This is a genomic window from Methylobacterium sp. 142-1Y (genome assembly GCF_057747795.1).
The window spans coordinates 1,233,275-1,258,232 of sequence record NZ_CM173224.1; the positions used below are offsets into that span (position 1 = coordinate 1,233,275).

19 protein-coding genes are annotated in these 24,958 nt (G+C 69.9%); 10 read left to right on the forward strand and 9 right to left on the reverse strand.

From position 1 onward, the window contains the following. Window positions 1–208 precede the first annotated feature (208 nt). Window positions 209–829, reverse strand: a complete 621-nt coding sequence (locus tag AC3AOF_RS05815; protein WP_488347930.1) for a glutathione binding-like protein — start codon at window positions 827–829, stop codon at window positions 209–211. Window positions 830–1,129: 300 nt separating this feature from the next. On the opposite strand from AC3AOF_RS05815, the gene AC3AOF_RS05820 reads away from it, so the two are divergent. After that, window positions 1,130–2,209 carry a replication initiator protein A gene (locus tag AC3AOF_RS05820; protein WP_236991669.1) on the forward strand — a complete coding sequence of 360 codons (1,080 nt, stop codon included), beginning with the start codon at window positions 1,130–1,132 and terminating at the stop codon, window positions 2,207–2,209. Window positions 2,210–3,430: 1,221 nt separating this feature from the next. Here AC3AOF_RS05820 and hutU read toward each other — a convergent pair. Beyond that, the gene (gene hutU / locus AC3AOF_RS05825) at window positions 3,431–5,095 is read right to left on the reverse strand and encodes a urocanate hydratase (protein ID WP_488347931.1); all 1,665 of its coding nucleotides are present in this window, start codon (window positions 5,093–5,095) and stop codon (window positions 3,431–3,433) included. 207 nt (window positions 5,096–5,302) lie between these two features. Continuing rightward, complete coding sequence (gene hutI, locus AC3AOF_RS05830; protein ID WP_488347932.1) at window positions 5,303–6,526, reverse strand: imidazolonepropionase; 1,224 nt, start codon at window positions 6,524–6,526, stop codon at window positions 5,303–5,305. Window positions 6,527–6,650: 124 nt separating this feature from the next. Here hutI and AC3AOF_RS05835 point away from each other — a divergent pair, with 124 nt between their 5' ends. The 5 genes from AC3AOF_RS05835 to AC3AOF_RS05855 all read left to right on the forward strand — a co-directional run bounded on the left by AC3AOF_RS05835 (window position 6,651) and on the right by AC3AOF_RS05855 (window position 14,208). Beyond that, window positions 6,651–8,009: a formimidoylglutamate deiminase gene (locus AC3AOF_RS05835; RefSeq protein WP_236991666.1), complete on the forward strand. Its 1,359-nt coding sequence runs from the start codon at window positions 6,651–6,653 to the stop codon at window positions 8,007–8,009. Window positions 8,010–8,187: 178 nt separating this feature from the next. Continuing rightward, window positions 8,188–8,694, forward strand: coding sequence for a CYTH domain-containing protein (locus AC3AOF_RS05840; protein WP_236991665.1), 507 nt, complete (start codon window positions 8,188–8,190; stop codon window positions 8,692–8,694). A 503-nt stretch (window positions 8,695–9,197) separates the two neighbouring features. After that, window positions 9,198–10,913 (forward strand): malate dehydrogenase (quinone), encoded by a 1,716-nt coding sequence (gene mqo, locus AC3AOF_RS05845; RefSeq protein ID WP_236991664.1) that lies wholly within the window; start codon window positions 9,198–9,200, stop codon window positions 10,911–10,913. A gap of 478 nt (window positions 10,914–11,391) precedes the next feature. Next, the gene (locus AC3AOF_RS05850) at window positions 11,392–11,802 is read left to right on the forward strand and encodes a DUF1236 domain-containing protein (RefSeq protein WP_236992874.1); all 411 of its coding nucleotides are present in this window, start codon (window positions 11,392–11,394) and stop codon (window positions 11,800–11,802) included. A gap of 78 nt (window positions 11,803–11,880) precedes the next feature. Beyond that, the gene (locus tag AC3AOF_RS05855) at window positions 11,881–14,208 is read left to right on the forward strand and encodes a PAS domain S-box protein (protein ID WP_488347933.1); all 2,328 of its coding nucleotides are present in this window, start codon (window positions 11,881–11,883) and stop codon (window positions 14,206–14,208) included. 246 nt (window positions 14,209–14,454) lie between these two features. Here AC3AOF_RS05855 and AC3AOF_RS05860 read toward each other — a convergent pair whose 3' ends face one another. From AC3AOF_RS05860 to AC3AOF_RS05880, 5 genes are all read right to left on the reverse strand, one after another. Next, the gene (locus AC3AOF_RS05860; RefSeq protein ID WP_236991662.1) at window positions 14,455–16,884 is read right to left on the reverse strand and encodes a glycosyl hydrolase 2 galactose-binding domain-containing protein; all 2,430 of its coding nucleotides are present in this window, start codon (window positions 16,882–16,884) and stop codon (window positions 14,455–14,457) included. A 231-nt stretch (window positions 16,885–17,115) separates the two neighbouring features. Further along, window positions 17,116–18,045: a DUF1839 family protein gene (locus tag AC3AOF_RS05865; RefSeq protein WP_488347934.1), complete on the reverse strand. Its 930-nt coding sequence runs from the start codon at window positions 18,043–18,045 to the stop codon at window positions 17,116–17,118. 79 nt (window positions 18,046–18,124) lie between these two features. Next, window positions 18,125–19,087, reverse strand: coding sequence for an amino acid--[acyl-carrier-protein] ligase (locus tag AC3AOF_RS05870; RefSeq protein WP_236991660.1), 963 nt, complete (start codon window positions 19,085–19,087; stop codon window positions 18,125–18,127). Continuing rightward, entirely contained in the window at window positions 19,087–20,298 is a 1,212-nt protein-coding gene (locus AC3AOF_RS05875; protein WP_236992873.1) for an acyl-CoA dehydrogenase family protein, read from the reverse strand. Before AC3AOF_RS05875 ends, AC3AOF_RS05870 begins: the two co-directional genes overlap by 1 nt. Before the next feature lie 2 nt (window positions 20,299–20,300). Next, window positions 20,301–20,555: an acyl carrier protein gene (locus AC3AOF_RS05880; RefSeq protein ID WP_236991659.1), complete on the reverse strand. Its 255-nt coding sequence runs from the start codon at window positions 20,553–20,555 to the stop codon at window positions 20,301–20,303. A 602-nt stretch (window positions 20,556–21,157) separates the two neighbouring features. On the opposite strand from AC3AOF_RS05880, the gene repA reads away from it, so the two are divergent. Both repA and repB read left to right on the forward strand, forming a co-directional pair. Continuing rightward, window positions 21,158–22,366, forward strand: a complete 1,209-nt coding sequence (repA, locus tag AC3AOF_RS05885; protein ID WP_236991658.1) for a plasmid partitioning protein RepA — start codon at window positions 21,158–21,160, stop codon at window positions 22,364–22,366. Beyond that, window positions 22,363–23,421, forward strand: a complete 1,059-nt coding sequence (gene repB / locus AC3AOF_RS05890; RefSeq protein ID WP_488347935.1) for a plasmid partitioning protein RepB — start codon at window positions 22,363–22,365, stop codon at window positions 23,419–23,421. The genes repA and repB overlap by 4 nt, the downstream gene beginning before the upstream one ends. Window positions 23,422–23,428: 7 nt before the next feature. Here the strand turns inward: repB and AC3AOF_RS05895 are convergent, their stop codons facing one another. Beyond that, complete coding sequence (locus AC3AOF_RS05895) at window positions 23,429–23,833, reverse strand: MerR family transcriptional regulator (protein WP_488347936.1); 405 nt, start codon at window positions 23,831–23,833, stop codon at window positions 23,429–23,431. Window positions 23,834–23,903: 70 nt separating this feature from the next. Between AC3AOF_RS05895 and AC3AOF_RS05900 the strand changes: the two genes are divergently transcribed. Next, window positions 23,904–24,653, forward strand: coding sequence for a MauE/DoxX family redox-associated membrane protein (locus tag AC3AOF_RS05900; RefSeq protein WP_488347937.1), 750 nt, complete (start codon window positions 23,904–23,906; stop codon window positions 24,651–24,653). A gap of 71 nt (window positions 24,654–24,724) precedes the next feature. After that, window positions 24,725–24,928, forward strand: coding sequence for a hypothetical protein (locus AC3AOF_RS05905; RefSeq protein ID WP_488347938.1), 204 nt, complete (start codon window positions 24,725–24,727; stop codon window positions 24,926–24,928). Window positions 24,929–24,958 lie beyond the last annotated feature (30 nt).

The following is a 24,958-nucleotide window of genomic DNA, read 5'->3' on the forward strand; positions in this document are numbered from 1 at the left end:
GTCGTCAATCCATTTTTCTCCCACACGCGACCTCATCCTGAGGTGCGACCGAAGGGAGCCTCGAAGGAGGGCTCCAGAGACCACAGCGATCCCTGGAGCCCACCTTCGAGGTCGGTCCATCTTCGATGGACTAACACCTCAGGATGAGGTCACGGGTGGGATGGAAAAACACCAGTGATGCCGTCAGACCAGACTCTCATCAGGCGCATCAGGTGAGCGCCACCGAAAAGCCGCGCTGCACCGCCGGCCGCGCCATCAGCGCCTCGTACCAGCGCTGCACGTTCGGATAGTCCGCGAGATCGACGCGGTGCCGGGCGTGGCGCCAGGCCCAACCGAGAATCGCGAAATCGGCGATCGACAGGGCGCCGGCGACGAACTCCCCCTCCCCCAGCCGCCTGTCGAGCACGCCGTAGAGCCGGCGCGTTTCCTTCTGGTAGCGCTCGAGCCCGTAGGCGCGATCCTTTTCGTCGACGCCGAGGAAGTGGTGGACCTGGCCCGGCATCGGCCCGAAACCGCCCATCTGCCACATCAGCCACTCCATGACCTGAACCCGGCCGCGCCCGGAGGCGGGCAGGAACAGCCCGGTCTTCTCGGCGAGGTAGACGAGGATCGCGCCGGATTCGAAGACCGAGATCGGCGCCCCGTCCGGCCCCTCCGAATCGACGATCGCCGGGATGCGGTTGTTCGGGCTCAAGCGCAGGAAGGCCGGCTCGAATTGCCGGCCCTTGGTGATGTCCACCGGCTCGACCCGGTAGGTCAGGCCCATCTCCTCCAGGGCCACGCTGATCTTGCGGCCGTTCGGCGTGTCCCAGGCATAGAGCTGGATCATGCTGCGCTCCCTCCGGCGGCAGCCCGCGCGGCCGCGAGCCATCCGGCAAATCCTAACACCCGGTTACCAGGGCGCAGGGCCCGACGACAAGCGCGCCCACGACCAGAGCGGTAATCCGGATTCGACGTTAACCGCGATTGAAGAGGATCGGGGACGGCATCGAAAAACCCTGTTGTGTCCACGATTTGGAAGGAGAGCGGGGCCTAGCCTCGGACCCATGAGACGGATTCGGGACGGCAGGGCGACAGGGGGCGGCACGGCGCGGCGGGCGCCGTCCATGGGCCCGATACGGACGTGACGATGAGCCATCGGCGCAACGACCAGATCGATATGGTGGTGCCCTTCGTGCACTTCCGCGACCAGCGGGAGACGATGGAGCGTCCGTTCTTCTCGATCGCCAAGCAGAAGCGCCTGAAGGAGATCGACTATACCAGCCCCGACGGCTCGGTCTGGGTGCGGGTGCTGCCGAACCAGGCCTACGGCATGGCGACGATCTGGGACGCCGACATCCTGATCTGGGCCGCCTCGACGATCTGCGAGATGAAGAAGCGCGGCCGCAACGACATCCCGCGCAAGCTCAACTTCATGCCCTACGACCTTCTGAAGGGGATCGGCCGCGAGACCGGCGGGCGGCAATACAAGCTGTTGCGCGACGCGCTGTTTCGCCTGCAATCGACCTCGGTGCGCACCAACATCCGGGCCGAGAAGGCCAAGCGCAAGGAACGCCAGTTCAGCTGGATCGACGCCTTCGACGACACGATCGACGAGGAGACCAATGCCAGCCGGGGCATGTCGATCACTCTGTCGGACTGGTTCTACGAGGGCGTGCTGATGGATGGCGGCGTGCTCGCCATCGACCCCGCCTATTTCGGCATCACCGGTGGGCGCGAGCGCTGGCTCTACCGCATCGCGCGCAAGCATGCCGGGGGCGCGGGCGAAGGGGGTTTCGCCATCAGCCTGCCGACCCTGTTCGACAAGTCGGGCGCGGAAGGGACCTATCGCCGGTTCAAGTTCGAGATTGCCAAGATCGCCAAGGCCGACGAGCTGCCCGGCTTCGTCCTGCGGATCGAGGACAAGGAGCGCGGCGAGCCGCATCTGCGGATGATCCGCCGCGACCTCGTCACCGAGGAAGGGCTGATCGTCGCCGCGCCGAAGCCGAAGCGTACCCGCAAGCCGAAGGCGTCGGCCGAGCTGCCGCTCTTCCGCCACCTGTCCGACGAGACGATCGCCCTCTGCCGCAAGGCCCATCCCGGCTGGGACGTGTACGGGCTGAAGACCGAGTTCGACCACTGGCTCGAAGGCGACGCGACCCGCGAGCCGAAGAACTACGAGAGCGCCTTCCTGGGGTTTGCCGAGCGCTTCGTGCGCGACGCACACTGATCCACAGGGACCCCGTTCCCGATGTACGAGGGGAGCGGGGCAGGAGAGCGGCGGTCCCGAGGGGAAATCCCCGGAATCCCTGTGAACGAGTCGGGTGGACTCGGCACTTCGGGAACGCCCTGGGGGCGGATCGGCACTTCGGGAACGCACACCGTGCGATCGGGAACGCCGGCACGGTACTTCGGGGACAGGACGACCGGTACAACGGGGACGAATCCCCGGTACAACGGGAACGGTCCACCTGCATTAAACATTTGGGCGGGTTTCAGGAATCGCCGCCACCCAAGCGCCTAAATCGATAAAGATTCCTGTAACACTCTAAGCGGTGCATTCTGGGGAAAAGCCGGACAGGGAGTCGGCCCCCGAGTCGTTGATGGCAATCGCGAGTCGAGGCGCGATCCACACGGCACCCACAGGAGTCCACGGGACTCACCGGAACGACCCAGTCGGCTACGGCATCTGTCCAACTGGGAGGGTCAAACTGGACTCGACTCGAGAAAGCTTTCCTGTGGGACTCTCCGGGATGGAGGATCACGATCTCGACTCATCGGACCTCGGCATCGTACGAGCGGATTCAGGGCAGCGATGGGGACGGATGGCGATGCGCGAGGGCGGACAACAGGAGGTTCGCGCCATGGCGAACCGTTCGTGAAGTACGCCCGGACGGTGGGTGATGGGATGGAAGGGTGATCCGGAACGCCAAAAAGGAGCGGGAGGGTACCGGTCGCGGTCACGAAACCCCGACAGCGTCGTGACATCCCGGACGCGGACCAGCTGCGGCGGCGCAAGGACGTACATCGGGGACAGCGGGGAGAAGCGACCGATCGGAGTGCCGGTCCTGCACGGTTTCCCCGCAATCCAGAACCCCGCCTCGGTGGACAGGGCAGGCGCGGGAGGGCGGCCCTGGGGATCAGGGGCTGCACATCGAGGGCAAGGCGGTTTTGCAGTCTCCAAGGCTTCTCGCCGACATCATGGCCGTAAAGGCGAAGTTCCCGAAATACGTCGAGCGGTCTCGGGACAGTTCCACGTGCGACTCCGGCCCTTCCCACCCGCGACCTCATGCTGAGGTGCTGGCGATCGAAGATCGCGACTGAAAGGAGCCTCGACGGAGGGCTCCAGAAGTCGCTGCGATCCCTGGAGCCCTCTTTCGAGGTCAGTCGATCTCCGATCGCCAACACCTCAGGATGAGGTGAGAGGGTAGGATTTTACGCCAATAACCCCTCACCCGAGGGACGGCAGGTCCAGCCCATGCTCCCGGGCGCAGGCCTCGGCCTCCTCGTAGCCGGCATCGGCGTGGCGCATCACGCCGGTGGCGGGGTCGTTCCACAAAACCCGCTCCAGGCGCCGGTCGGCGGCCTCGCTGCCGTCGCAGACGATCACCATGCCGGCATGCTGCGAGAATCCCATCCCGACGCCGCCGCCGTGATGCAGCGAGACCCAGGTGGCGCCCGACGCGGTGTTGAGGAGCGCATTCAGGAGCGGCCAGTCGGAGACCGCGTCCGACCCGTCGCGCATGGCTTCCGTCTCGCGGTTCGGCGAGGCGACCGAGCCGGAATCGAGGTGGTCGCGGCCGATGACGATCGGGGCCTTCAATTCGCCCTTGCGCACCATCTCGTTGAAGGCCAGCCCGAGGCGGTGGCGGTCGCCGAGGCCTACCCAGCAGATCCGCGCCGGCAGGCCCTGGAACCTGATCTTGTCCCGCGCCATGTCGAGCCAGCGGTGGAGGTGGTGGTTGTCGGGCAGAAGCTCCTTCACCTTGGCGTCGGTGCGATAGATGTCCTCGGGGTCGCCCGAGAGGGCGCACCAGCGGAACGGCCCGATTCCGCGGCAGAAGAGCGGGCGAATGTAGGCCGGCACGAAGCCCGGAAAGGCGAAGGCGTCCTCGACCCCCTCTTCCAGCGCCATCTGGCGGATGTTGTTGCCGTAATCGACCACCGGCACGCCGGCGCGGTGGAAATCGAGCATCGCCCGGACATGCACCGCCATCGAGCGTTTCGCCGCCGCCGCCACCGCGGCCGGATCGGTCTCGCGCTTCGCTTCCCATTCGGCCACCGTCCAGCCCGCCGGCAGGTAGCCGTTGACCGGATCGTGGGCCGAGGTCTGGTCGGTGACGCAATCGGGGCGCACGCCGCGGGCGTAGAGTTCGCCGAAGATCTCGGCCGCGTTGCCGAGCAACGCCACCGAGCGCGGGGTCTTGTTGCGGCAGGATTCCTCGATCAGTTCGAGGGCGTGGTCGAGGTCGCGGGCCTGGACGTCGACGTAACCGGTGCGCAACCGGAACTCGATGCGCGAGGCCTGCGCCTCGACGGCGAGGCAGGAGGCCCCCGCCATGGTGGCGGCCAGCGTCTGCGCGCCGCCCATGCCGCCGAGACCCGCGGTGAGAATCCAGCGGCCGGAGAGATCGCCGGCATAATGCTGGCGGCCCATCTCGACGAAGGTCTCGTAGGTGCCCTGAACGATGCCCTGGCTGCCGATATAGATCCAGGACCCGGCCGTCATCTGGCCGTACATCATCAGGCCCTTGCGATCGAGCTCGTGGAAATGCTCCCAGGTCGCCCAGTGCGGCACCAGGTTCGAGTTGGCGATCAGCACGCGGGGGGCATCCGCATGGGTGCGGAAGACCCCGACCGGCTTGCCGGACTGGACCAGCAGGGTCTGATCGTCGTCGAGGTCGCGCAGGGCCGCCACGATGCGGTCGAAGCTCGCCCAGTCCCGCGCCGCGCGGCCGATGCCGCCATAGACCACCAGCTCGCCCGGCCGCTCGGCCACGTCGGGATCGAGGTTGTTCATCAGCATCCGCAGCGGCGCCTCGGTCAGCCAGCTCTTGGCGGTGAGGGTGGTGCCGTGGGGCGCGCGGACGATGCGGGCGTTGTCGATGCGGGTCATGGGTGGCTCCGGGCAGGAGGATGGCGTTCGAATGTCGTCCAATTCATCCCACCCACAACCTCATCCTGAGGTGTGAGCGAAGCGAGCCTCGAAGGAGGGCTCCAGTGATCTTGGAGACTTCTGGAGACCTCCTTCGAGGTCAGTCCATCAATGTGATGGACTGACACCTCAGGATGAGATCGCGGATGGGAGAGAATGATTTTGAGTTCAGCGCGCTCCGCAGATACGGGCATGAAGCGGGTTGAACCCCATGCGGTAGACGAGCTCGGCTGGCCGCTCGACCGACCACACCGCGAGGTCGGAGCGTTTGCCGGCTTCGAGTGTGCCGACCTCGGACAGGATTCCGAGCGCGCGGGCGGCCTCGCGGGTGGTGCCGGCGAGGCACTCGTCGACGGTGAGGCGAAACAGCGTGGCGGCCATGTTCATGGCCAGCAGCAGCGAGGTGAGCGGCGAGGTGCCGGGATTGGCATCCGTCGCGACCGCCATCGGGACGCCATGCTGCCGGAACAGGGCCACCGGCGGCAGCTTGGTCTCGCGGATGAAGTAATAGGCGCCGGGCAGGAGCACCGCGACGGTGCCGCTCGCCGCCATGGCGGCGGCGCCGGCCTCGTCGGTATGTTCGAGGTGGTCGGCCGACAGCGCGTGATGGCGCGCGGCCAAGGCGGCGCCGCCGAGATTCGAGAGCTGGTCGGCATGGAGCTTCACCGGCAGCCTGAGAGACTCGGCGCGCTCGAACACCCGCGCGACCTGCTCGGGCGAGAAGGCGATACCCTCGCAGAACGCATCGACCGCATCGACCAAGCCGTCCGCGGCGAGTGCCGGCAGCATCGTGTCGGCGACCTCCGCGATATACGCGTCCTTGTCGCCCCCGGCCTCCGGCGGCAGGGCATGGGCGCCGAGGAAGGTGGTGCGGATGCCGACCGGGCGCAGCTCTGCGAGCCGGCGGGCGGCGCGCAGCGCCTTGCGCTCGCTTGGCAGGTCGAGGCCGTAGCCGGACTTCACCTCGACGGTGGTGACGCCCTCGGCGATCAGCGCGTCGAGCCGTTTCAGGGTCTGGCGCACCAGGTCGTCCTCGCTCGCCGCCCGCAGGGCGCCGACCGAGGAGACGATGCCGCCGCCGGCCCGCGCCACCTCCTCGTAGGAGGCGCCGCCCAAGCGCAATTCGAATTCGTGCGCCCGGTCGCCGGCCCAGACGAGATGGGTGTGGCAGTCGATCAGGCCCGGCGTGATCCAGCGGCCCTCGCCGTCGATCGTCTCGGCCCCCGCCAAGGCCGCCCCCGGCAGCTCGGCCGCGGGCCCGGCATACAGGATGCGCCCGTCGCGGATCGCGAGCGCGCCGTCTTCGACCGCGCCGATTCCTGCGAGCCCTGGCGCGAAGGTGGCGAGCCGGACGTTGCGCCAGACCTGTGGCACGCCTTCACTCCCGCTCATGCGCGTTTCCTCCGATTCGCCTATATGTATAGACATGAGCGATCCGCTTTGTATAGACATGAATGGCGGCGCGCGGGAGCGCACCGCCTGATGCAGGAGACGCGCCGATGCAGGGGATGCTCCGATGACCGTGCTGCACGCCGCTCAAGGTCTTACGCCCACGGGCTGGCAGGCCGATCTCCGGCTGACCGTGACCGAGGGCCGGTTCTCGACGCTCGAGGCGGGCGCCGCGCCGCAGCCCGGCGATACCCGGGTCGCCGTGCTGGTGCCGGGCCTGCCCAACCTCCACAGCCACGCCTTCCAGCGCGGCATGGCGGGGCTCGCCGAGCGGCGGGGGCCCGCCTCCGACACGTTCTGGACCTGGCGCGAGACGATGTACCGCTTCGCCCTGCGGATGAGCCCGGACGAGGCCGAGGCGGTGGCGGCCCAGGCCTATGTCGAGATGCTCGAATCCGGCTTCACCCGGGTCGGCGAGTTCCACTACCTGCACCACGCCCCGGACGGGCGCCCCTACGGCAACGTCGCCGAGATGGCGGAGCGGATCGCCGCCGCGGCGGCGCTGACGGGCCTGCGCCTCTCCCTGCTGCCGGTGCTCTACCGCTGGTCGAATTTCGGCGGTGCGGCGCCGAATGAGGGTCAGCGCCGCTTCGTCAGCGATCTCGACCTGTTCGGGCGCCTCGTCGCGGAATCCCGCGCCGCCCTGGCGGCCCTCCCCGGCGCCACGCTCGGCGTCGCGCCCCACAGCCTGCGGGCGGTGACGCCGGACGATCTGTCCACTGCCGTCGCCCTTGCGGAAGGCGGGCCGGTCCATATCCACGCCGCCGAGCAGGTGCGGGAGGTGGAGGAGTGCCTGGCCTGGTCCGGCGCGCGGCCGGTGCAATGGCTCCTCGACAACGCCGGGCTCGACCCGCGCTGGTGCCTGATCCACGCCACCCACATGACCCCGGACGAGACGACGCGGTTCGCGGGAAGCGGCGCCGTCGCGGGCCTGTGCCCGGTGACCGAGGCGAGCCTCGGCGACGGTATCTTTCCGGCCCCCGGCTTCGTCGCGGCGGGCGGACGCTACGGGATCGGCACCGATTCGAACGTGCTGGTGGGGGCGGCCGACGAGCTGCGCCAGCTCGAATACGCCCAGCGCCTCGGGCAGCGCCAGCGCAACGTGCTCGCCGCCCCCGGCGCCTCGACCGGGCGCGCCCTGTTCGAGGCGGCGCTCGCCGGCGGCACGCAGGCGCTGGCAGCGGAGGGTGATGGGCTCCGCGCCGGGGCCCCGGCCGATTGCGTCGCTCTCGACGGGATGGATCCGGCGCTGCTCGAACGGCACGGCGACGCCCTCCTCGACGGCTGGATCTTCGCGGCCGGATCGCGGGCCGTGGAGTCGGTGTGGGTGGCGGGCCGCCAGGTCGTCACGGGCGGGCGGCACGTCGCCCGGGAGGCGGTGGGGGCGCGGTATGCGGGGGTGCTGCGTCGGTTGATGGCGGAGTGACGGACGGGGTCTTCGCGCGTCGCACCGTCAGCGGATCGACATAACGGCCCTGGCCCTCGCAGGGCCGATCGGCTATCAGCCCCGCCGCCCCGGCAGCGGCCGGGCCCGGCCGGGCGCTCGCACCAGCGTCGCCCGGGCGCCCTGTGGCCGCGAGGCGGGGCACGAACGGTCGAGGGCGATGCGGTACGAGGTCGAGCGGAAGTTCCTGGTCGCCCATGCGGGCTGGCGCGAGGGGGCGGTGAGCCGGCAGCGGCTCACGGACGGGCTCGTGGGCGAGTTCGCCACCGGCAAGGTACGGGTGCGGCTCGACGACGAGCGGGCTTGGCTCACCGTCAAGGGCCGGCGCGACGGCCTGTCCCGGCCGGAATTCGAGTACGAGATCCCGCGGGACGAGGCCGAGGCGATGCTGCGCCTCGTCTGCGAGACCTGCCTCATCGAGAAGACCCGCCATTCCGTGCCCCATGACGGGCTGGTCTGGACGGTCGACGAATATGGCGGCTCGCTCGCCGGAATGGTCCTGGCGGAGATCGAGCTGGAGCACGAGGCGCAGGTCGTCGGCCTGCCCGACTGGCTCGGCCGCGAGGTCACGGCGGATGCCCGCTTCCGCCAGTCGACGCTGCTGCGCCTCGCCCGGGAGGCCGGCCGGCCGGTGACCCTGACCGAGGTGATCGCCGCGGCGCTGTGACGGCCGGACCCCCCGCTTCATCCGCGTGCGCGGCAACTCATGGACCGGCAGCAGCAGGACAGGCATTATAGTTCTCAGGCACCGCCGTTGAGGAAGTGTCAGCAAAGTCCGGAACTGCTCTCACTCGACGATGATGGGCACGGCGGGAGCGGCGGTCGCGGGGCGATTGTCCTTCCGGTTCACATCGGCTATGAGCCGACCGCAAGATCATCGAGCCGAACCGGCCAGCGTCTTCCCCGCCCCCGAGGTCGGTCCGCGGTCTTGTCCGCGCCGTGCCGCCTCTTCATCCCCGGCGGAAGGGACGCCCCCGCGATCCCGGACCGGGAGCGGGACCCGCGTCGCGAGGGACCGGCCGATCGCGGCCGGGTGCCGCGACCGATACGAGGAAACCCACCCGAATGGTCTTTGGGACGCGCGGGCCCTCCCGTCGTCGCGATCTGACGCCTGTCACGGCCGGGGGTGCCTCGCGCATCCGCCGGCCCGCACGAGAACGGGATCTGGCCATGCGTGCCGACGACAAGACCACCTCCCTGAAGGCCGCCTGCTTGACCGGCGTGAGCCGCCGCCAGATCCTCGGCGGTGCGGCCGCCGGCCTCGCGGCCTCGGCGCTGCCCGAGTCGCTCGCCTTCGCGCAGAGTGCCGACAAGGTCGACGTGCTGCTGATCGGCGGCGGCATCATGAGCGCGACGCTCGGCGTGTGGCTCAACGAGCTGGAGCCCGGCTGGTCGATCCGGATGATCGAGCGCCTCGACCAGGTGGCGCTGGAGAGCTCGAACGGCTGGAACAACGCCGGCACCGGCCATTCGGCTTTGGCCGAGCTGAACTATACCCCCGAGAAGAAGGGCAAGATCGAGATCGCCAAGGCGGTTGAGATCAACGAGGCGTTCCAGGTCACACGCCAGTTCCTGGCCTGGCAGGTGAAGAACGGTGTCCTGAAGGACCCCAAGTCCTTCATCAACTACACGCCCCATATGAGCTTCGTCTGGGGTGACGACAACATCGCGTACCTGAAGAAGCGCTACGAGGCGCTGAAGGCGAGCCCGCTGTTTGCCGGGATGGAGTTCTCGACCGATCCCGAGAAGCTCAAGACCTGGGTCCCCCTGATGATGGAGGGACGCGACCCGAACCAGAAGGTCGCCGCCACCTGGTCGCCGCTCGGCACCGACGTCGAGTGGGGCGAGGTCACCCGTCAATACGTCGCCCACCTGAAGAACCAGAAGACATTCCGCCTCGATGTCTCGACCGAGGTCCAGGGCATCGAGAAGAATCCGGACGGCTCCTGGCGCGTGACCTCGCGCAATCTCAAGGACGGGTCGCGCCAGGCCATCGACGCCAAGTTCGTGTTCATCGGCGCCGGCGGCGGGGCGCTGCACCTGCTCCAGGCCTCCGGCATCCCGGAGGGCCAGGATTATGCCGGCTTCCCCGTCGGCGGCTCGTTCCTGATCAACGAGAATCCGGACGTCGCGACGCTCCACCTCGCCAAGGCCTACGGCAAGGCCTCGGTCGGCTCGCCGCCGATGTCGGTGCCGCATCTCGACACCCGCGTGCTCGGGGGCAAGCGCGTCATCCTGTTCGGCCCGTTCGCGACCTTCTCGACCAAGTTCCTGAAGGAGGGGTCGTATTTCGACCTCTTGACCTCGACCACGACCAGCAACGTCTGGCCGATGATGAAGGTCGGCATGGACGAGTACCCGCTGGTCGAATATCTCGCCGGCCAGCTGATGCTCTCCGACGACGACCGCCTGGCGGCGCTCCGGGAGTACTTCCCCAAGGCCAAGAAGGGCGAGTGGCGCCTGTGGCAGGCCGGCCAGCGCGTGCAGATCATCAAGCGCGACAAAGACAAGGGTGGCGTGCTGAAGCTCGGCACCGAGATCGTCAATGCCAAGGACGGCAGCATCGCGGCTCTGCTCGGCGCCTCCCCGGGCGCCTCGACGGCGGCGCCGATCATGCTGGAGGTGCTGCAGAAGGTCTTCGCCAAGAACGTCGCCACACCCGAATGGCAGGAGAAGATCCGCCGGATCGTCCCGAGCTACGGCCAGCGCCTGAACGACGACCCGGAGAAGGTGGCGCAAGCCTGGGCCTATACCAGCGAGCAGCTGCAATTGCCGGCCCCGCCGGCGATCGATCGCGGACCGCTCAAGCCCACTCCGGTGAGCGACACCGTGCTCAACAGCAGCGACACGCCGGTCAAGGGACCGGTCGGCGATCTGGCGCCCTGAGGCGGAACCCGCGCGGGTGGGACGATTGTCTCCGGCAGTCGCGCCACCCGCGCGAGCGGGATGCGGTGCGACGGGGTCGTGGGCCCCTCCCCTTCCTGCCCACAGGGCGCAGGGCTGTCCGGGGAAAATCCCCTTTAAGATCAAGCGCGGGATCCCCTCTCCCGTGTGGGAGAGGGGTAGGGGTGAGGGTGACACGGCTCAGAATGAAACTGAATCGTTGAGCTGCCGGCACGATAGTTCGAGCTTCACACTGAAGCGTGTCACCCTCACGCGGGATCTTCGATCCCCAGGCCCCTCTCCCACACGGGAGAAGGGAGGCGCGCTTTTTTCTCTCCCCGGACAGCTCCTTGCACAAGGGGAGAGCGGCGCGCGTCGGTCCGGCAAGGACCGGGAACCGGCCCCGCATCCCCACCGTTCTCCCGATACGGCCAAGCTCCCGGCCGGTCCCGAGACACCGCCCGAGATACGACTCATGACCATCGCCCTGCGCCTCGCCACCACGGCCCTCCTCCTCGGCTTCGGGATCGGTGCCGCCCAGGCGCAAGGGGCGTCCCGCGGGGCCCAGGACGGCGCGGCCCGGGGCGAGGCGATCGCCGGGCCGGTGGGCGCGGTGGTGGGCGGGGCCATCGGGGCCGCCGTCGGCACCGCCAACAGCATCCTGGGCATCGACCGGCGCGAGCGCTTCCGCATCTATGCCGCGGGCGAGCACCGGCGGTCCTTCCGCCATGAGGGGCCGCTGCGCGTCGGCACGGTGCTGCCGCCCGAGGGCGTGATCTACTACGACGTGCCGCCGGAATTCGCCCTCAAGGGACTGAACTACACCATCGTCAACGATCACCCGGTGCTGGTCGAGCCCGGCACGCGCCGGGTCGTCGAGGTGATCGATTGAGGGGGGCGGGTGACGCAAGAGCCGTGACCTTCGGGCCGTCCTCGCGTTAAGAGCCGGGACAGAAAGCCCCGGCCACGCATGTCACTCCCTCCCGATCCGCCGATTGCCGTGTGCGATCCCGACCGCCTCGCCGCGCTCGATTCGTATGCCATCCTCGACACCTTGCCCGAGCAGGGCTTCGACGACGTGGTGCGCCTGGCCAGCCGCCTGTGCGATACGCCGATCGCGCTGGTGAGCCTGGTCGCCGGCACCCGGCAATGGTTCAAGGCCCGCACGGGCTTTCCCCTGCCCCAGACCGATCTCGGCCGCTCGGTCTGCGCCCACGCCCTGGCGCAGCCGGACGCGCTCCTCGTCATCCCCGACCTGAGCCGGGATCCCCGCACCCGCGACAACCCGCTCGTCACCGCCTCGCCCGGCATCCGGTTCTATGCCGGGGCGCTGCTGCGCACGCCCGACGGGCTGGTTCTCGGCACGCTCTGCGTGATCGACTACGTCTCGCGGCCGGAGGGCTTGAGCGATGCCGAGGCCGGGGACCTGCGGGCGCTGGCGCGCCAGGTGATGGGCCAGCTCGCCCTGCGCCGGGCGAATGCCGAGCAGGAGGCGGCCTTGAGCGCGGCACAGGCCACCGAGGAGCGCTACCGCCGGGCGGCCCAGGCCACCCGGGACGCCATCTGGGACTGGGATTTCGCCACCGACCACGTGCTCTGGAACGAGGCGCTGGAGGCGGCCTACGGCCACGTCCTCGTCGATGTCGCGCCGACCGGGGCGTGGTGGATCGACCACATCCATCCCGACGACCGCGCCCGGATCGACGCCTCGATCCATGCCGTCATCGACGGGACCGGGACGGTGTGGAGCGACGAGTACCGCTTCCGCCGCGCCGACGGCTCCTACGCGGACGTCTTCGATCGCGGTTCCGTGATCCGCGACGAGGCCGGCCGCGCGGTGCGGATGATCGGCGCGATGCTCGACCTCACCGAGCGCAAGCGCGCCGAGGCGGAACGGCGCGACTCGGAACGCCGGCTCGACCTCGAACGCGGATTGCTCGAAGCGGTGTTTCGGCAGGCGCCGGTCGGCATCTCGGTCGCCGGGATCGGGCCGGGCGCGCCGAACCTGATCAATGCCCAGGCCGAAGCGATCCTCGGCCACGGCATCGACGGTCCCGCCCTCTCCCGCTACGCCTCCTTCCGCGCCGAGCACGCCGACGGCCGTCCCTACGCGCCCGACGAGTACCCGTCCTTACGCGCGCTGCGGGACGGCGCGGTGGTGACCGGGGAGGCGATGCGCTACCGCAACGCCGCGACCGGGGCGCTGCGCCTGCTCGAGGTCTCGAGCAGCCCGGTGCGGGACGAGGACGGGGCGATCCGGGCCGCGGTCACGGTGTTCCTCGACGTGACCGAGCAGCGCGAGGCGGAAGCCGCCCTGCGCCGGCTCGCCCTCGTGGCCGAGCAGTCGAGCGACTTCATCGCCATCGCGGATGCCGAAGGCCGGATCGACTACGTTAACCCGGCCGGCCGGGCCCTGGTGGGTCTCGGCGAGGACGCGACGCAGGATGTGCGCCTGACCGACGTCTTCACCCCCGAGGACCTGCCGTTTGCCGAAGACACGATCCTGCCCGCCATCCGGTCCGGCGGGTGCTGGAGCGGCGAGTTCCGCTTGCGCAACCGCATCACCGGGGCGGTGGTGCCGGTGCGCTACAACCTCTTCGCCCTGCGGGGGCCGAAGGGCTCCTCGTCGCTCGGGGCGTTCGAGGGTTTCGCGGCGGTCAGCCACGACATCTCGGCCCGCAAGGCGGCGGAGGCGCAGCAGGAGATCCTCAACCGCGAGCTGAGCCACCGGCTCAAGAACACCCTGGCGATGGTCCAGGCCATCGCCGTGCAGACCCTGCGCAACGCCACCGACCCTGCTGCGGCCCGCGAGGCGCTGGTGGCCCGGCTGGTGGCGCTCGGCAAGGCGCACGACCTCCTGCTGACCGGCGAGGGCGAGAGCGCCTCCTTACGGGCGGTGCTCGGCGGTGCGCTCGCCATCCACGACGACGGCCGGCCCGGACGGTTCCGCCTCGACGGCCCGCCGGTGCCGTGCGGGGCGCCGGCCGCGCTCTCCCTCGCCCTGATGGCGCACGAACTCGCCACCAACGCGGTCAAGTACGGCGCTCTTCGCACCCCCAACGGTTACGTCACCCTCGACTGGACGATCACCGACCCCGCCGCCCCCGTCCTGGCCCTGCGCTGGCAGGAGCATGGCGGTCCCCGTGTGACGCCGCCCACCCGCAAGGGTTTCGGCTCGCGGCTGATCGAACGGGGGCTGGCCGGCACCGTCGACGGCGAGGTCACCATGCATTACCCGCCCGAGGGGGTGGTGTGCACGCTGACGGCGCCGCTGGTGGAGCTGCGGCGGGGGGAGTGAGGCGACGTCTCCGTGATGAGTTCGTGTAGAGCTGGAGCACATCCCCCCTCTCCCGTGTGGGAGAGGGGCCTGGGGATCGAAAATCCCGCGTGAGGGTGACACGCTTCAGTATAAAGCGCTGAGCGTGGTGCTGGCAGCTTTACACGGAGCCGTAGCACCCTCGCGCGATCTTCGATCGCCCCTACCCCTCTCCCACACGGGAGAGGGGATCCTGCGTCTCATCTTGATATGACGTGGGGCAGCCCTTCAGAACCGCACCACCTCGCTCCCGTTCACCGCCCGCACCGTCCCGCTCGGGCGCCCCTCCGTCCCGGTGAATGCGAGGCGTCGCTCTCCTCCCGGCGCAAGCGGGAACCAGGTGTCGGACGGGCGCCCCTCGCCGTCGAGCACGACATGCACCCCGAGGGCGTGCCGCTCCGTCGCGACCCGCAGCCCGACGCCGTCGCGATCCTCGACGAGGGCGGCGGAGAGGCCGATCTCCCGCGGGGTCGCGTCCCGGCCGGCCGGATAATGGAACGCCTCGGCGAGGAACGTCCCATCGGCGCAGGTGAGCCGCAGGTGTGCCAGGTCGTGCGCCGCCGGGCCGAAGCGGTAGGCGGCGGTCGCGTCGAAGAAGCGGCCGAGCAGAGCGGCCGAGGACAGCACGAGCGCACTGCGCGGTGCGAGCGTCAGGGCGCGCTCCGCCTTGGCGGCGACCTTGCCGGCGGCGGTGGCGAAGGTGAGCGTGACGGTCGCCTCGATCGAATCGGCGGTCTCGTTCAGCAGGTGCGCGTGGAGGCCGTTCAGCCCCTCGTCCGTGAGCACGGCCTGAACCGGCCGGAAGGCGCGCTTGAGGGCGTACCAGGCCGATTTCGGCCGCCCGGCGACGTCGACCACGCCCCAGCCCGCCCCCGGCGCGAGATCGTGGTAGAGCCAGACCAGACCGCCGGCTGTGATCGAGCCGGCGCGCCGCCACTCCGAGAAGGTCGCCTCCATCACCTCGGCGACCGCGGCCCGGCCGAGGGTCAGGTAGCGCTCCGGATCGTCGCGGCGCAGGGCCTGCGGGTCCACCCCATAGAGCGACCCGACATAGTGGTCGCGCACGCCCTCGAAGTCCCAGTCGGCGCCGCGGTCGCGCGGCACGCCGAGGGCCCAGGCGGGATCGCGCGGATCGGTCAGGCCGGCTTCCGCGAGCGAGACCGGCTCCGGCACGTTGGCGAAGGCCAGGCATTCGGAGGCGAAGCGCACGTCGGCCCGGCGCGCATCCTCGAACGGGCGGCCATAGGCGCCGACGCCGTAATAGTGGGTCACGCCCGCATTGGTGGAGAACGGCAGGTCGCCGCCCGAGGGCGAGTTCGGCACCACGACGAGGTCCGGCCGGATCTCCGCCGCGGCCTCGCGCAGCATCGCCTCCACGGCCTTTGCGCGCCAGACCGATTCCGGAAAGCCGAGCATCGCCGCCTGCTGCTCGACCTCGCTGCCGCCGCCGACGATGCAGAGCGAGGGCGAGGCCTGGACCCGGTCGAGGAGCTGCGCGATCTCGGTCTGGAGTGCCGAGCGGAAGGCCGGATCGTCGGTCGGATAATCGAAATTGGCCAGCATCAGGTCCTGCCAGACCAGGAGGCCGAGTTCGTCGCAGAGATCGTGGAAGGCGTTTGCCTCGTACAGCATCGTGCCGCCGACCCGGATCATGGTCATGCCGGCCTCCACCGCGAGGCTCAAGGAGGGGGCATAAGACGCGCGGTCGCCCGGCAGCCCGACGAGATCGGGCGGGGTCCAGCAGGCGCCGCGGCAGAAGACCGGCACCCCGTTGACCGCGAGGCTCAGGCCCTCGGCGAAGGGGCGGGTCTGCGTGATGGTGCGGAATCCGACCCGGCCGAGATCGAACGCCTCGCCCCCGGCCTCGACCGTGACGGCATGCAGCCGCGGCTCGCCATGGGTGTGCGGCCACCACAGGGCGACGCCCGGCAGTTCGAGCCGGCCCTCGAACCGGCCGGGCGTGGTCTCGGCGAGCCCCCTCTCGCGGCCATCGCAGCTCAGGGTGACGGGGCCGCGGGCTTTCGGAAAGCTGAAGCCGACAGCGAGAATCCCGGCCCCCTCCTCGACGCTCGCCCGCAGGTCGATGTCGGTGGGTCGAGCCCCCTCCCCTCTCCGGGTGACCGGCCGGTACGGCCCGACGGCGTCGACGCTCGGGCACCAGCCCGGCATGAAGCCGAGCAAGGTGGTGCGGGCATGGCGCAAGGATCCGGGGGTGGCGAGCTGGGGCCGCCAGCGGCCGCGCTTGTGCGGCCGGGCGAGATCCTGCGCCAGGGAACGGAAGGCGAGCGCGAGGGTGTGAGTGCCGTCGAGATCGACCGCGACCTCGTGGGCGAGGAACATCGAGCGGGAGGAGAGCACGAGTTGCCCGTCCAGCCAGATTTCGCAGAGCGTCGCCAGGCCCTCGAAGCGCAGGATCTCGCGGCCCCGGCCTTCGATCTGCGTGCGGTACCAGATGTCGGAGCCGTGCAGCGGCGTCGGCTCCCGATCCGACCAGCGGCCGGCTGCGCGCAGAGCGCCCGCGGCGGTACCGGGCACCGGGGCGGGGATGAAGCCGGTGAGACCTTTCAGCTCCTCCGGCCCGGCGCAGGCGCCGGGCTCGATCACGATCATGTCCCAAGGCCCGTCGAGGGGCCGGTCGACGGTGCGCGGAAGGGCCATGCTGTCGGTCAGAGCCTGCTCGATGGGGTAAGTCGATAGGATCCCGCCCACGACCTCATCCTGAGGTGCGAGCATTGCTCGCCTCGAAGGAGGGTTCCGGAGATCTCGGAGACTTCCGGAACCCTCCTTCGATGCCAACCGATCTTCGATCGGCCGGCACCTCAGGGTCAGGTCGTGGATGGGATCGACACAGACATCGGCGAGGCTGGTCCTCGCCGATCATGCTGGCTCTCACTCCGCCGGAAGCGCCCGGTCGAGCGCCGCGAACACGGCCGCGTAGGTCGCCTCGGCGGCCGACAGGCGCTCCGGGAGACCGGCGAGCTTGCCGCGGGCGAAGGCGCGGGCGAGCTGGAACTGGAACGCCTTGGCCTCCTGCGCCAGCCGCGTCGCCGCCTCCGCCGCCTCACTGAGCGACCCTGCCCCCGCTGCCGTCAGCCAGGCGAGATGGCTGCCCAGAAGCTCGAAATTGGCCCCGAGCTGCCGGGTGGTGTTGAAGGCGTAGGCGTGGAAGGCGGTGAGCGGACGCTGCACGAAGGAATCCGCCTTGCCCGCCAGGCACGCGCGGAAGGCAGTGACCGGGTTGGCCGCCGGTGCGTGGGCGCGGTGCCGGCGCAGCAAGGCGAGGGCGGCGCCGGGCAGTTCGGCCGGGCTCAAGGGTAAGCCGCACGGCTTCACGAACTCGGCATAGGGCAGGAGCCGCCCCTTCGCGAAGATCCCGTCGTAATCGGCGACTTCGAGCGTGAAGCGCCCGGCATTGTGGACGTAGTCGAGGACGCGCCGCGCCGGATCGAGGGCCAGGATCGCGATCGTGGTCTTCGAGGCCTCGCGGCCATAGGTGGTGCCGGCGGTGTCGGGGAGGAAGAAGGCATCGACCTCGACCAGCACCGGGAATCCCCGCGCCGCCTGGACCAGGCTGTGGCTCTCCAGATCCTCGTAGAGCGCCAGTTCCAGGATCTCCAGGCCGTAGAGCGCCTCGATGTCGGCGGCCTTCGGCTTGAAGAAGGTGAACTGGTCGCCCTCGAAATCCTGCCGCAGGGTGAAGCCCAGCATCGCCTCGGGGCTAAGACCCCGCAGGTGCAGGAGCTCGATCCAGAGATCGACGTAGCAATTCGTCTCCGGCCAGGTCCGGTCGGGGGCGTGGAGCGCGTGCGGCGTGTGCACGGGACGGGGAAGAATCGGGGCCGCGGACGTCTCCGTCCGCGGCGCGATGGCGTGAGCGAGGGCGGCCGACATCGCGGCCTCAGCCGAACAGCTGGGCGCGGACCTCCGCCGGCCAGGCGTCGAGGTCGAGGCCGTGGTGGCGCAGGAGCGCAAGCGTGATCCGCTCCAGGCCGAAGCCGACGCAGGCCGTGTGGGCGGTGGAGCCGTCGGCCTGGGCGATACCCCAGGTCGTGCCGAAATGGTCCTGGTGGTAGTTGAAGCTGAGGCAGGCGGTCGGCTTGTCCTCGCTGTTGACCGGCACGTTCAGCTCGAACTTCAGCGCCTGGGCGCGCTGGTTGTTGGCCAGCATCTTGCCGGCGCGGCCGAAGAACGGATCGTTGGCCGGGTCGATGGCGAGCGGCAGGCCGAGATCGCTCATCATCTTGGTGCCGCGCGTCAGCCACAGTTCGCGGAAGGCCAGAACCTGCTCCGGCGTGCCCATGCGGACGTATTCGCGCATGCGGAACAGCTGCATCCGGGTCGGCTCCAGCGAGGGTTCGTGCCGGAAGCAGTAGGATTGCAGGTCGAACAGCAGCCCACCCTCGGGCAGCCGGCCGCGGGCGGCGGCGACCGGATAGAGCGGGTAGCAGGCGGCCGGGGTCAGGACGATGTCGGTGGCGGCCTGCTTGGCGGTCCAGTCCTCGCCGGCGTCCAGGCAGGCGAGGAGCCGGGCATGGTCCGCCTCGTTGCCGCAGAAGCTGTGCACCGTGCCGGCGAGGTGCGGGAAGCCCTTGAGGTAGCCGCTGCGCTCGAAGCTGGAGCGGGCCATGCCGGGCGGGAAGCGTAAGGTTTCGGCGCCGTCGGCGCCGCCGATGCGCGAGACCAGCCGGTCGAGGGCTTCGACCACGCTCTCGAAGGCGCCGGAGCGGCCGTAGAGACCGTCGACCCCGGTGCGGATCAGGAGGCCGCGATCGAACAGGCGGTCGAGGAACGAGCGCGGCGCGGGCGCCTCGGCATCGTCGAAGGCGGGCAGGAGATCGGAGGGGGAGAGGCTCTGGTCCATCACGCGCTCAGGAGCTTGCCGCTGCCCTTCTGCACCAGCAGGAGGTTGGCGGTGTTGGAGAGGATGCGATCGTTGTTGATCATCAGCGGCGCCGAGAGGACGTCGCGCAGCTGCCGGCCGAGGCTGAACGGGGTGCCGTTCTTGTAGCCCATGATGCCGACGACGCTGAGCGCCCGCTGCACGATGTCGACGGCCTGGACCGAGACGGTGGTCTTGACGTTGTTGAGCATGATCGAGAAGCCGATCGCGCTCAACGCATCGGGGTCGCCCTTGGCGGCCTCGTAGCGGGCGAGCCCGGCGACGACCGTGCTCTTCATCGCCTGGAGTTCGTTGGCGGCTTCCGCCAGGCGCAGGGCGCCTGGAGGCACCTGGCCCGGCTTCTTGCGCGCCTCGGCCTGCACGAAGGCGCGGGCACGGTCGACCGCGTAGCTGCTGATGCCGAACCACACGCTGCCCCAGAGCAGGTGCGAGGCGGCGAGCATCGATTGCGCGGCGATCTCCGCGAAGGGTTTCTGGAGCACCTGGGCCACGGGCAGGCCCTCGGCCTTGAGCAGGAAGCCGTCGCTGCAGGTGCCGCGCATGCCGAGCGTGTCCCACACGCTGGTGCGCTCGAGCGTGATCTGGTCGGCGAGCAGCGCCACCAGCACCTGGTCGGAGGTCGCGGCCTCCTTGTGGCGGCGGGCGGTGGCGAGGATCAGGTCGGCCTGCGCGCCGTAGGAGATGACGCTCGCCTCCTTGGTCAGGCGGAAGGTGTCGCCCTCCACCTCGACGGCGCAGAGGCTGTTGCGCAGATCGCCCCCGATGCCGGCCTCGGTGGTCGAGGAGGCGATCAGCATCTGTTCGGCGGCGATCCGCTCCATCAGCGTGCAGTGCCAGGCGCTGTCGAGGCCGTGGGTGACGAGGCTCGCGAGCTTGATGTGGTGCATCGCGAATACCATCGCGGCGGCCGAGCAGGCGCGCCCGAGAACCGCGCAAAGCTCGGCGATCTCGCTCATCGAGGCCCCCTCCCCGCCCAGGGAGCGCGGGACCTGGATGCCGAAGAGGCGCTCGGCCTTGAGCGCGGCGACCGCCTCGGCCGGGAAGCGGCCCTCGCGGTCGACGGCGTCGGCGTGGCGGGCGGCTTGTTCCGCGACGCGCTTGGCCCGCGCGTCGAGGTCGCCCGCCGGGGCCGGCGTCGCGGCGGGCAGAGCCGCCGCGACCTCGACGTGCATGTTCATGCGGCCTCCTGCTGGGCCAGGCCCGAGACGGTGTCCCGGATGATGCGGATGGTCGAGAACGAGCGCCGGCCGAGCGCCGAATCGGGGAACTCGATGTCGAATCGCTCCTCGAGGGCCAGCATCAGCTGCACCGAACCGAAGGAATCCAGTCCCTTCTCGAACAGGTCGTCGTCGTCCGACAGCCCATCGACGACGGCCTTCAGCGATTCCAGCGACTTCAGCACGTCGCGGATGTCAGAGATTTCGACCATGAGGCACCACCTTCCTGTGTGAGACGAGCATCCCATTCGGCAGATGAGATTGCAATCTCCGGGCCACTTCTTGGTAAATTTTCACATGTCTATTTTAGGGAATTTTCTGTTCCACTGCGGGGCGACCCGGTCGATCCGAGTGGATGCGGGACACTAAACTCTGAACAGCTTAACGGCCGGCAAACCGCCGGAGCGCCCTTGAGATGGAATTCCGTCAAGCTTACGGATTTCACCGAGAGGACTAAGCCTGGTGCGCGTCGCGCGCTCTTGGGGTGCCACCCTCTGGCGGCCTGCCGCTTCGGGTTGAGCTTGGTCGATGGGTCTCGGCGCCGATCCGGACCCTAGCGCCGGGCGAAGGCGCGATGAAGCGGTCGTGGCCGCCTCACTTCGAGGTAGGTCCTATGCCGTCCGGAGGGGCTGCCCCGCTCCGGGTGGAGGGGCTCGGAGCCGGAAAGCCCCCTCTCCTTCCCGGCCCCCTGGCGTCGGGAGCTTGCGCCGGGCTTGCGGGGCGGCGCGGCGGCGATTGCGAATCGGGGTAAAAACAGGCCAATTGCAGTTCGAACGCCGAACCGGCGAATTTTCTGCAAACAGGGCCTGCGAGGATGAATCAGCACACGCCGCCGCAACCCCCCGCCCCGGTGGCACCCGCCGCGACGATCGGCGCCCATGCGGCGACGCTTCGCGCGCAGCTCCAGGCGATCTCGTCGGGCCTCTTCCCGCCCACCGCCGCCAAGGGCCTGCGCCGCTTCACCTCGACCGAGGCCGCCCGGATCATCGGCGTGACGGTGTCGCGGCTCCAGCAGCTCGCCGCCGACGGGCTCGGGCCGCAGCCGGAGGTCTCGGCCAATGGCCGCCGCTCCTACACGCTCGCCGACATCCACGGCCTGCGCGCCTATCTCGACGAGAATACCCGGGGCGGCCGACGCTACCAGCCGCGGCGTTCGGGCTCCGAACACCTGCAGGTGGTGGCGGTGGCGAACTTCAAGGGCGGGTCGGGCAAGACCACCACCACCGCCCACCTCGCCCAGTCCCTGGTGCTGCGCGGCTACCGGGTGCTCGCCATCGACCTCGACCCGCAGGCCAGCCTCTCGGCGCTGCTGGGCGTGCAGCCGGAACTCGATGTCGGGGCCGACGAGACGCTCTACGGCGCGATCCGGTACGACGATTCCAGGCCGCTTCGCGACGTGGTGCGCCCGACCTACTTCACCGGCCTCGACCTGGTGCCGGCCAATCTCGAACTGATGGAGTTCGAGCACGAGACGCCGCGGGCGCTCACCCGCCGCCGGGCCGGCGAGCCGCTGTTCTTCGATCGGGTCGCCCACGCCATCGACTCGGTGGCCTCGTCCTACGACATCGTCGTGATCGATTGCCCGCCGCAACTCGGCTACCTGACCCTCTCGGCACTCTGCGCCGCGACCTCGCTGCTCATCACCGTGCATCCGCAGATGCTCGACGTCGCCTCGATGAGCCAGTTCCTGGCGATGACCGAGGACCTGCTCGGCGTGGTGGCCGAATCCGGCGGGCGCCTGCAATACGACTGGCTGCGCTATCTGGTGACCCGCTACGAGCAGCAGGATGCGCCCCAGACCCGCATCGTCGGCATGCTGCGCACCCTGTTCGAGGATGCGGTGCTGACCGCGCCGATGCTCAAATCCTCTGCCGTGTCCGATGCCGGCCTGTCGAAGCAGACCCTCTACGAGATCGGCCGCGAGAGCGTGACCCGCTCGACCTACGACCGGGCGCTCGAATCGCTCGAGGCCGTCAACGGCGAGATCGAGGGTCTGATCCGCCGCGCCTGGGGCCGGTCATGAGCCGCAAGTCGAACCTCGACGCGCTGTTCGGCGCCAAGCCGACGGCCAAACCGGCTGTCCCCGAGGCCCCGCCGACGCCGGAGCCGGAGGCGTTTGCAGCTGCAAACCCGAGCCCACCCGAGCCCGAGTTTGCAGCTGCAAACCCCCGCGCCCCGGAGCGCAGCCGCAGCGGCGCGGTCCGGGCGATGAGCAGCACCCTGCGCGGGCTCGCCGCCCGGGCCGATGCCGCGGCGGAGATCGAGGCCGGCACCGTCGTCGTCGAGATCGAGCCTGAGCGCATCGACGATTCCTTCATCGCCGACCGGGTGACTGACGCCAACGATCCGGGCCTCGCCGCCCTGGTCGAGAGCATCCGCGAGAGCGGCCAGCAGGTGCCGATCCTGGTACGGCCGCATCCGGACAGCCCGGAGCGCTACCAGGTCGCCTATGGCAGGCGGCGGATCCAGGCGGCGCGGCGTCTCGCGCAAGCCGTCCGCGCGGTGGTGCGCCCGCTCTCGGACGCCGAGTTGGTGGTGGCCCAGGGCAAGGAGAACCTGGAGCGGCAGGACCTGAGCTATATCGAGCGGGCCTTCTTCGCGCTCCGGCTCGAGGAGCACGGCTTCCCGCGCGCGACGATCACCGCCGCGATGGGTGTCGGCAAGGGCGACCTCTCGACCCTGATCTCCGTGGCCCGCACCGTGCCGGCGGAGATCGTCCGGGCGATCGGCCCGGCGCCGTCCGCCGGGCGGCCGCGCTGGATGCTGCTCGCCGAGCGGATTAGGACGGCCCCGGCCCGCCGGATCGACGGCCTGCTCGCCGATCCCGGCTTCCGGGAGAAGCCGACCAACGAGCGCTTCGCCGCGGTGCTGAACGCGCTCTCGCCGCCTGCGCCGAAGCGGCCGGCGCCGCAGGTCTGGAGCGACGAGGCCGGCCGTGGCATCGCCCGGATCGAGCGCCTGCCCGATCGGGTCGCCCTGTCCTTCGACGAGAGCCTGGAGCCCGGCCTCGCCGATTACGTTCTCGACCGGCTGCCGGAGATCCTGGCCTCCTATCGGGCCGGACGGGGGAAGCCCTGACGCCGTCTCACTCCGGCTCGAAGGCGGTGATGATCGGGCATGGCCCGCGCGTCGTGGCGCCGCAGGCCGCGGCGAGGCGCGTGAGCGCGTCGCGGGCCGCGCTCAGCTCGGCGATCCGGGCCTCCAGGGCCTCGATGCGCAGGCGGGCGAGCTCCCGCGCCCGGGCCCGGTCCTCGCCGGCATCGAGTGCCAGGAGCTCGGCGATCTCCTCCAGGGTGAAGCCGGCGCCTTGCGCCGAGCGGATGAATCGCAGGCGCCGGATCTCCTCGCGGCCGTAGCGCCGGATGGCGCCGGCTCGTGCCGGCACCGGCAGCAACCCGCGCCGCTGATAGTAGCGGATCGTCTCGACCCCGACGCCGCCGGCCCGGGCGAGTCCGGCGATGGTCAGGTCGGCGGTCTTCGAGAGGGGCATGGCTTGACTCCGTAGCATGGTACGGATGCTACGCCATCGGCCCATCCGCGACACCAGACGAGGTTGCCCGATGAGCACCGCTTCCGCCCGCAACGCCACCCTGTACCGCATGGCGACCGACAGCCATGTCTGCCCCTACGGGCTGAAGGCCCGCCACCTGCTCGCCCGAGCCGGCTACGCGGTCGAGGACCGCCCCCTGACCACCCGGGAGGAGACCGACCGCTTCAAGGCCGAGCACGGGGTGAAGACCACGCCGCAGGTCTTCATCGCCGGCGAGCGCGTCGGCGGCTACGACGACCTGCGCCGCCGCCTCGGCAAGCCGGTGGGCGACCCGAACGCGGTGAGCTATCGCCCGGTCGTTGCGTTGTTCAGCATGACGGCCCTGATGGCGCTGGCGGTCAGCCAGGCCGCCTACGGCACGCCGCTCACGATGCGGGCAGGCGAGTGGTTCATCGCCTTCAGCATGTGCGTGCTGGCGATCCTCAAGCTCTCGAACGTCGAGACCTTCTCCAGCATGTTCCTCGGCTACGATCTGCTTGCCCAGAGATGGGTCCCGTACGCCACGATCTACCCCTATGCCGAGGCGCTCGCCGGCCTGCTGATGGCCGCCGGAATGCTCACATGGCTGTCGGTGCCCGTGGCCTTCGTCATCGGAGGAATCGGCGCGGTCTCGGTGTTCAAGGCGGTCTATCTCGACCGGCGCGAGCTGAAATGCGCCTGCGTCGGCGGCGGCAGCAACGTCCCGCTCGGCTTCGTGTCGCTGACCGAGAACCTGATGATGGTGGCGATGGCGATCTGGATGGCCGCGACGGCCCTTTGAGCCCGCGTGGGGAGCCATCGGGCGGGACCGGCGCTGGACCGGGACGAACCACCTGCCGATCGAGGCCCGTCATGCGCCACGCCCTCCTGATTCTCGCCCTTCTGTCACCCGCCGCCGCGTCTGCTCAGGCCGCTCCCGATCCGGCTCCGGCGGAGGGACGCCGGGCCTGCGAGGCCAAGGCCGACCAAGCCGGAATCACCGACGACAACCGGGCGACCTACCTGCGCGAATGCGAGGCGGGCGAGCGCCTGGTGCGGGGTGCCGCGCCGCGCTGAGGCGAACGGCGGCAGGCCTGGCGCGTTAGT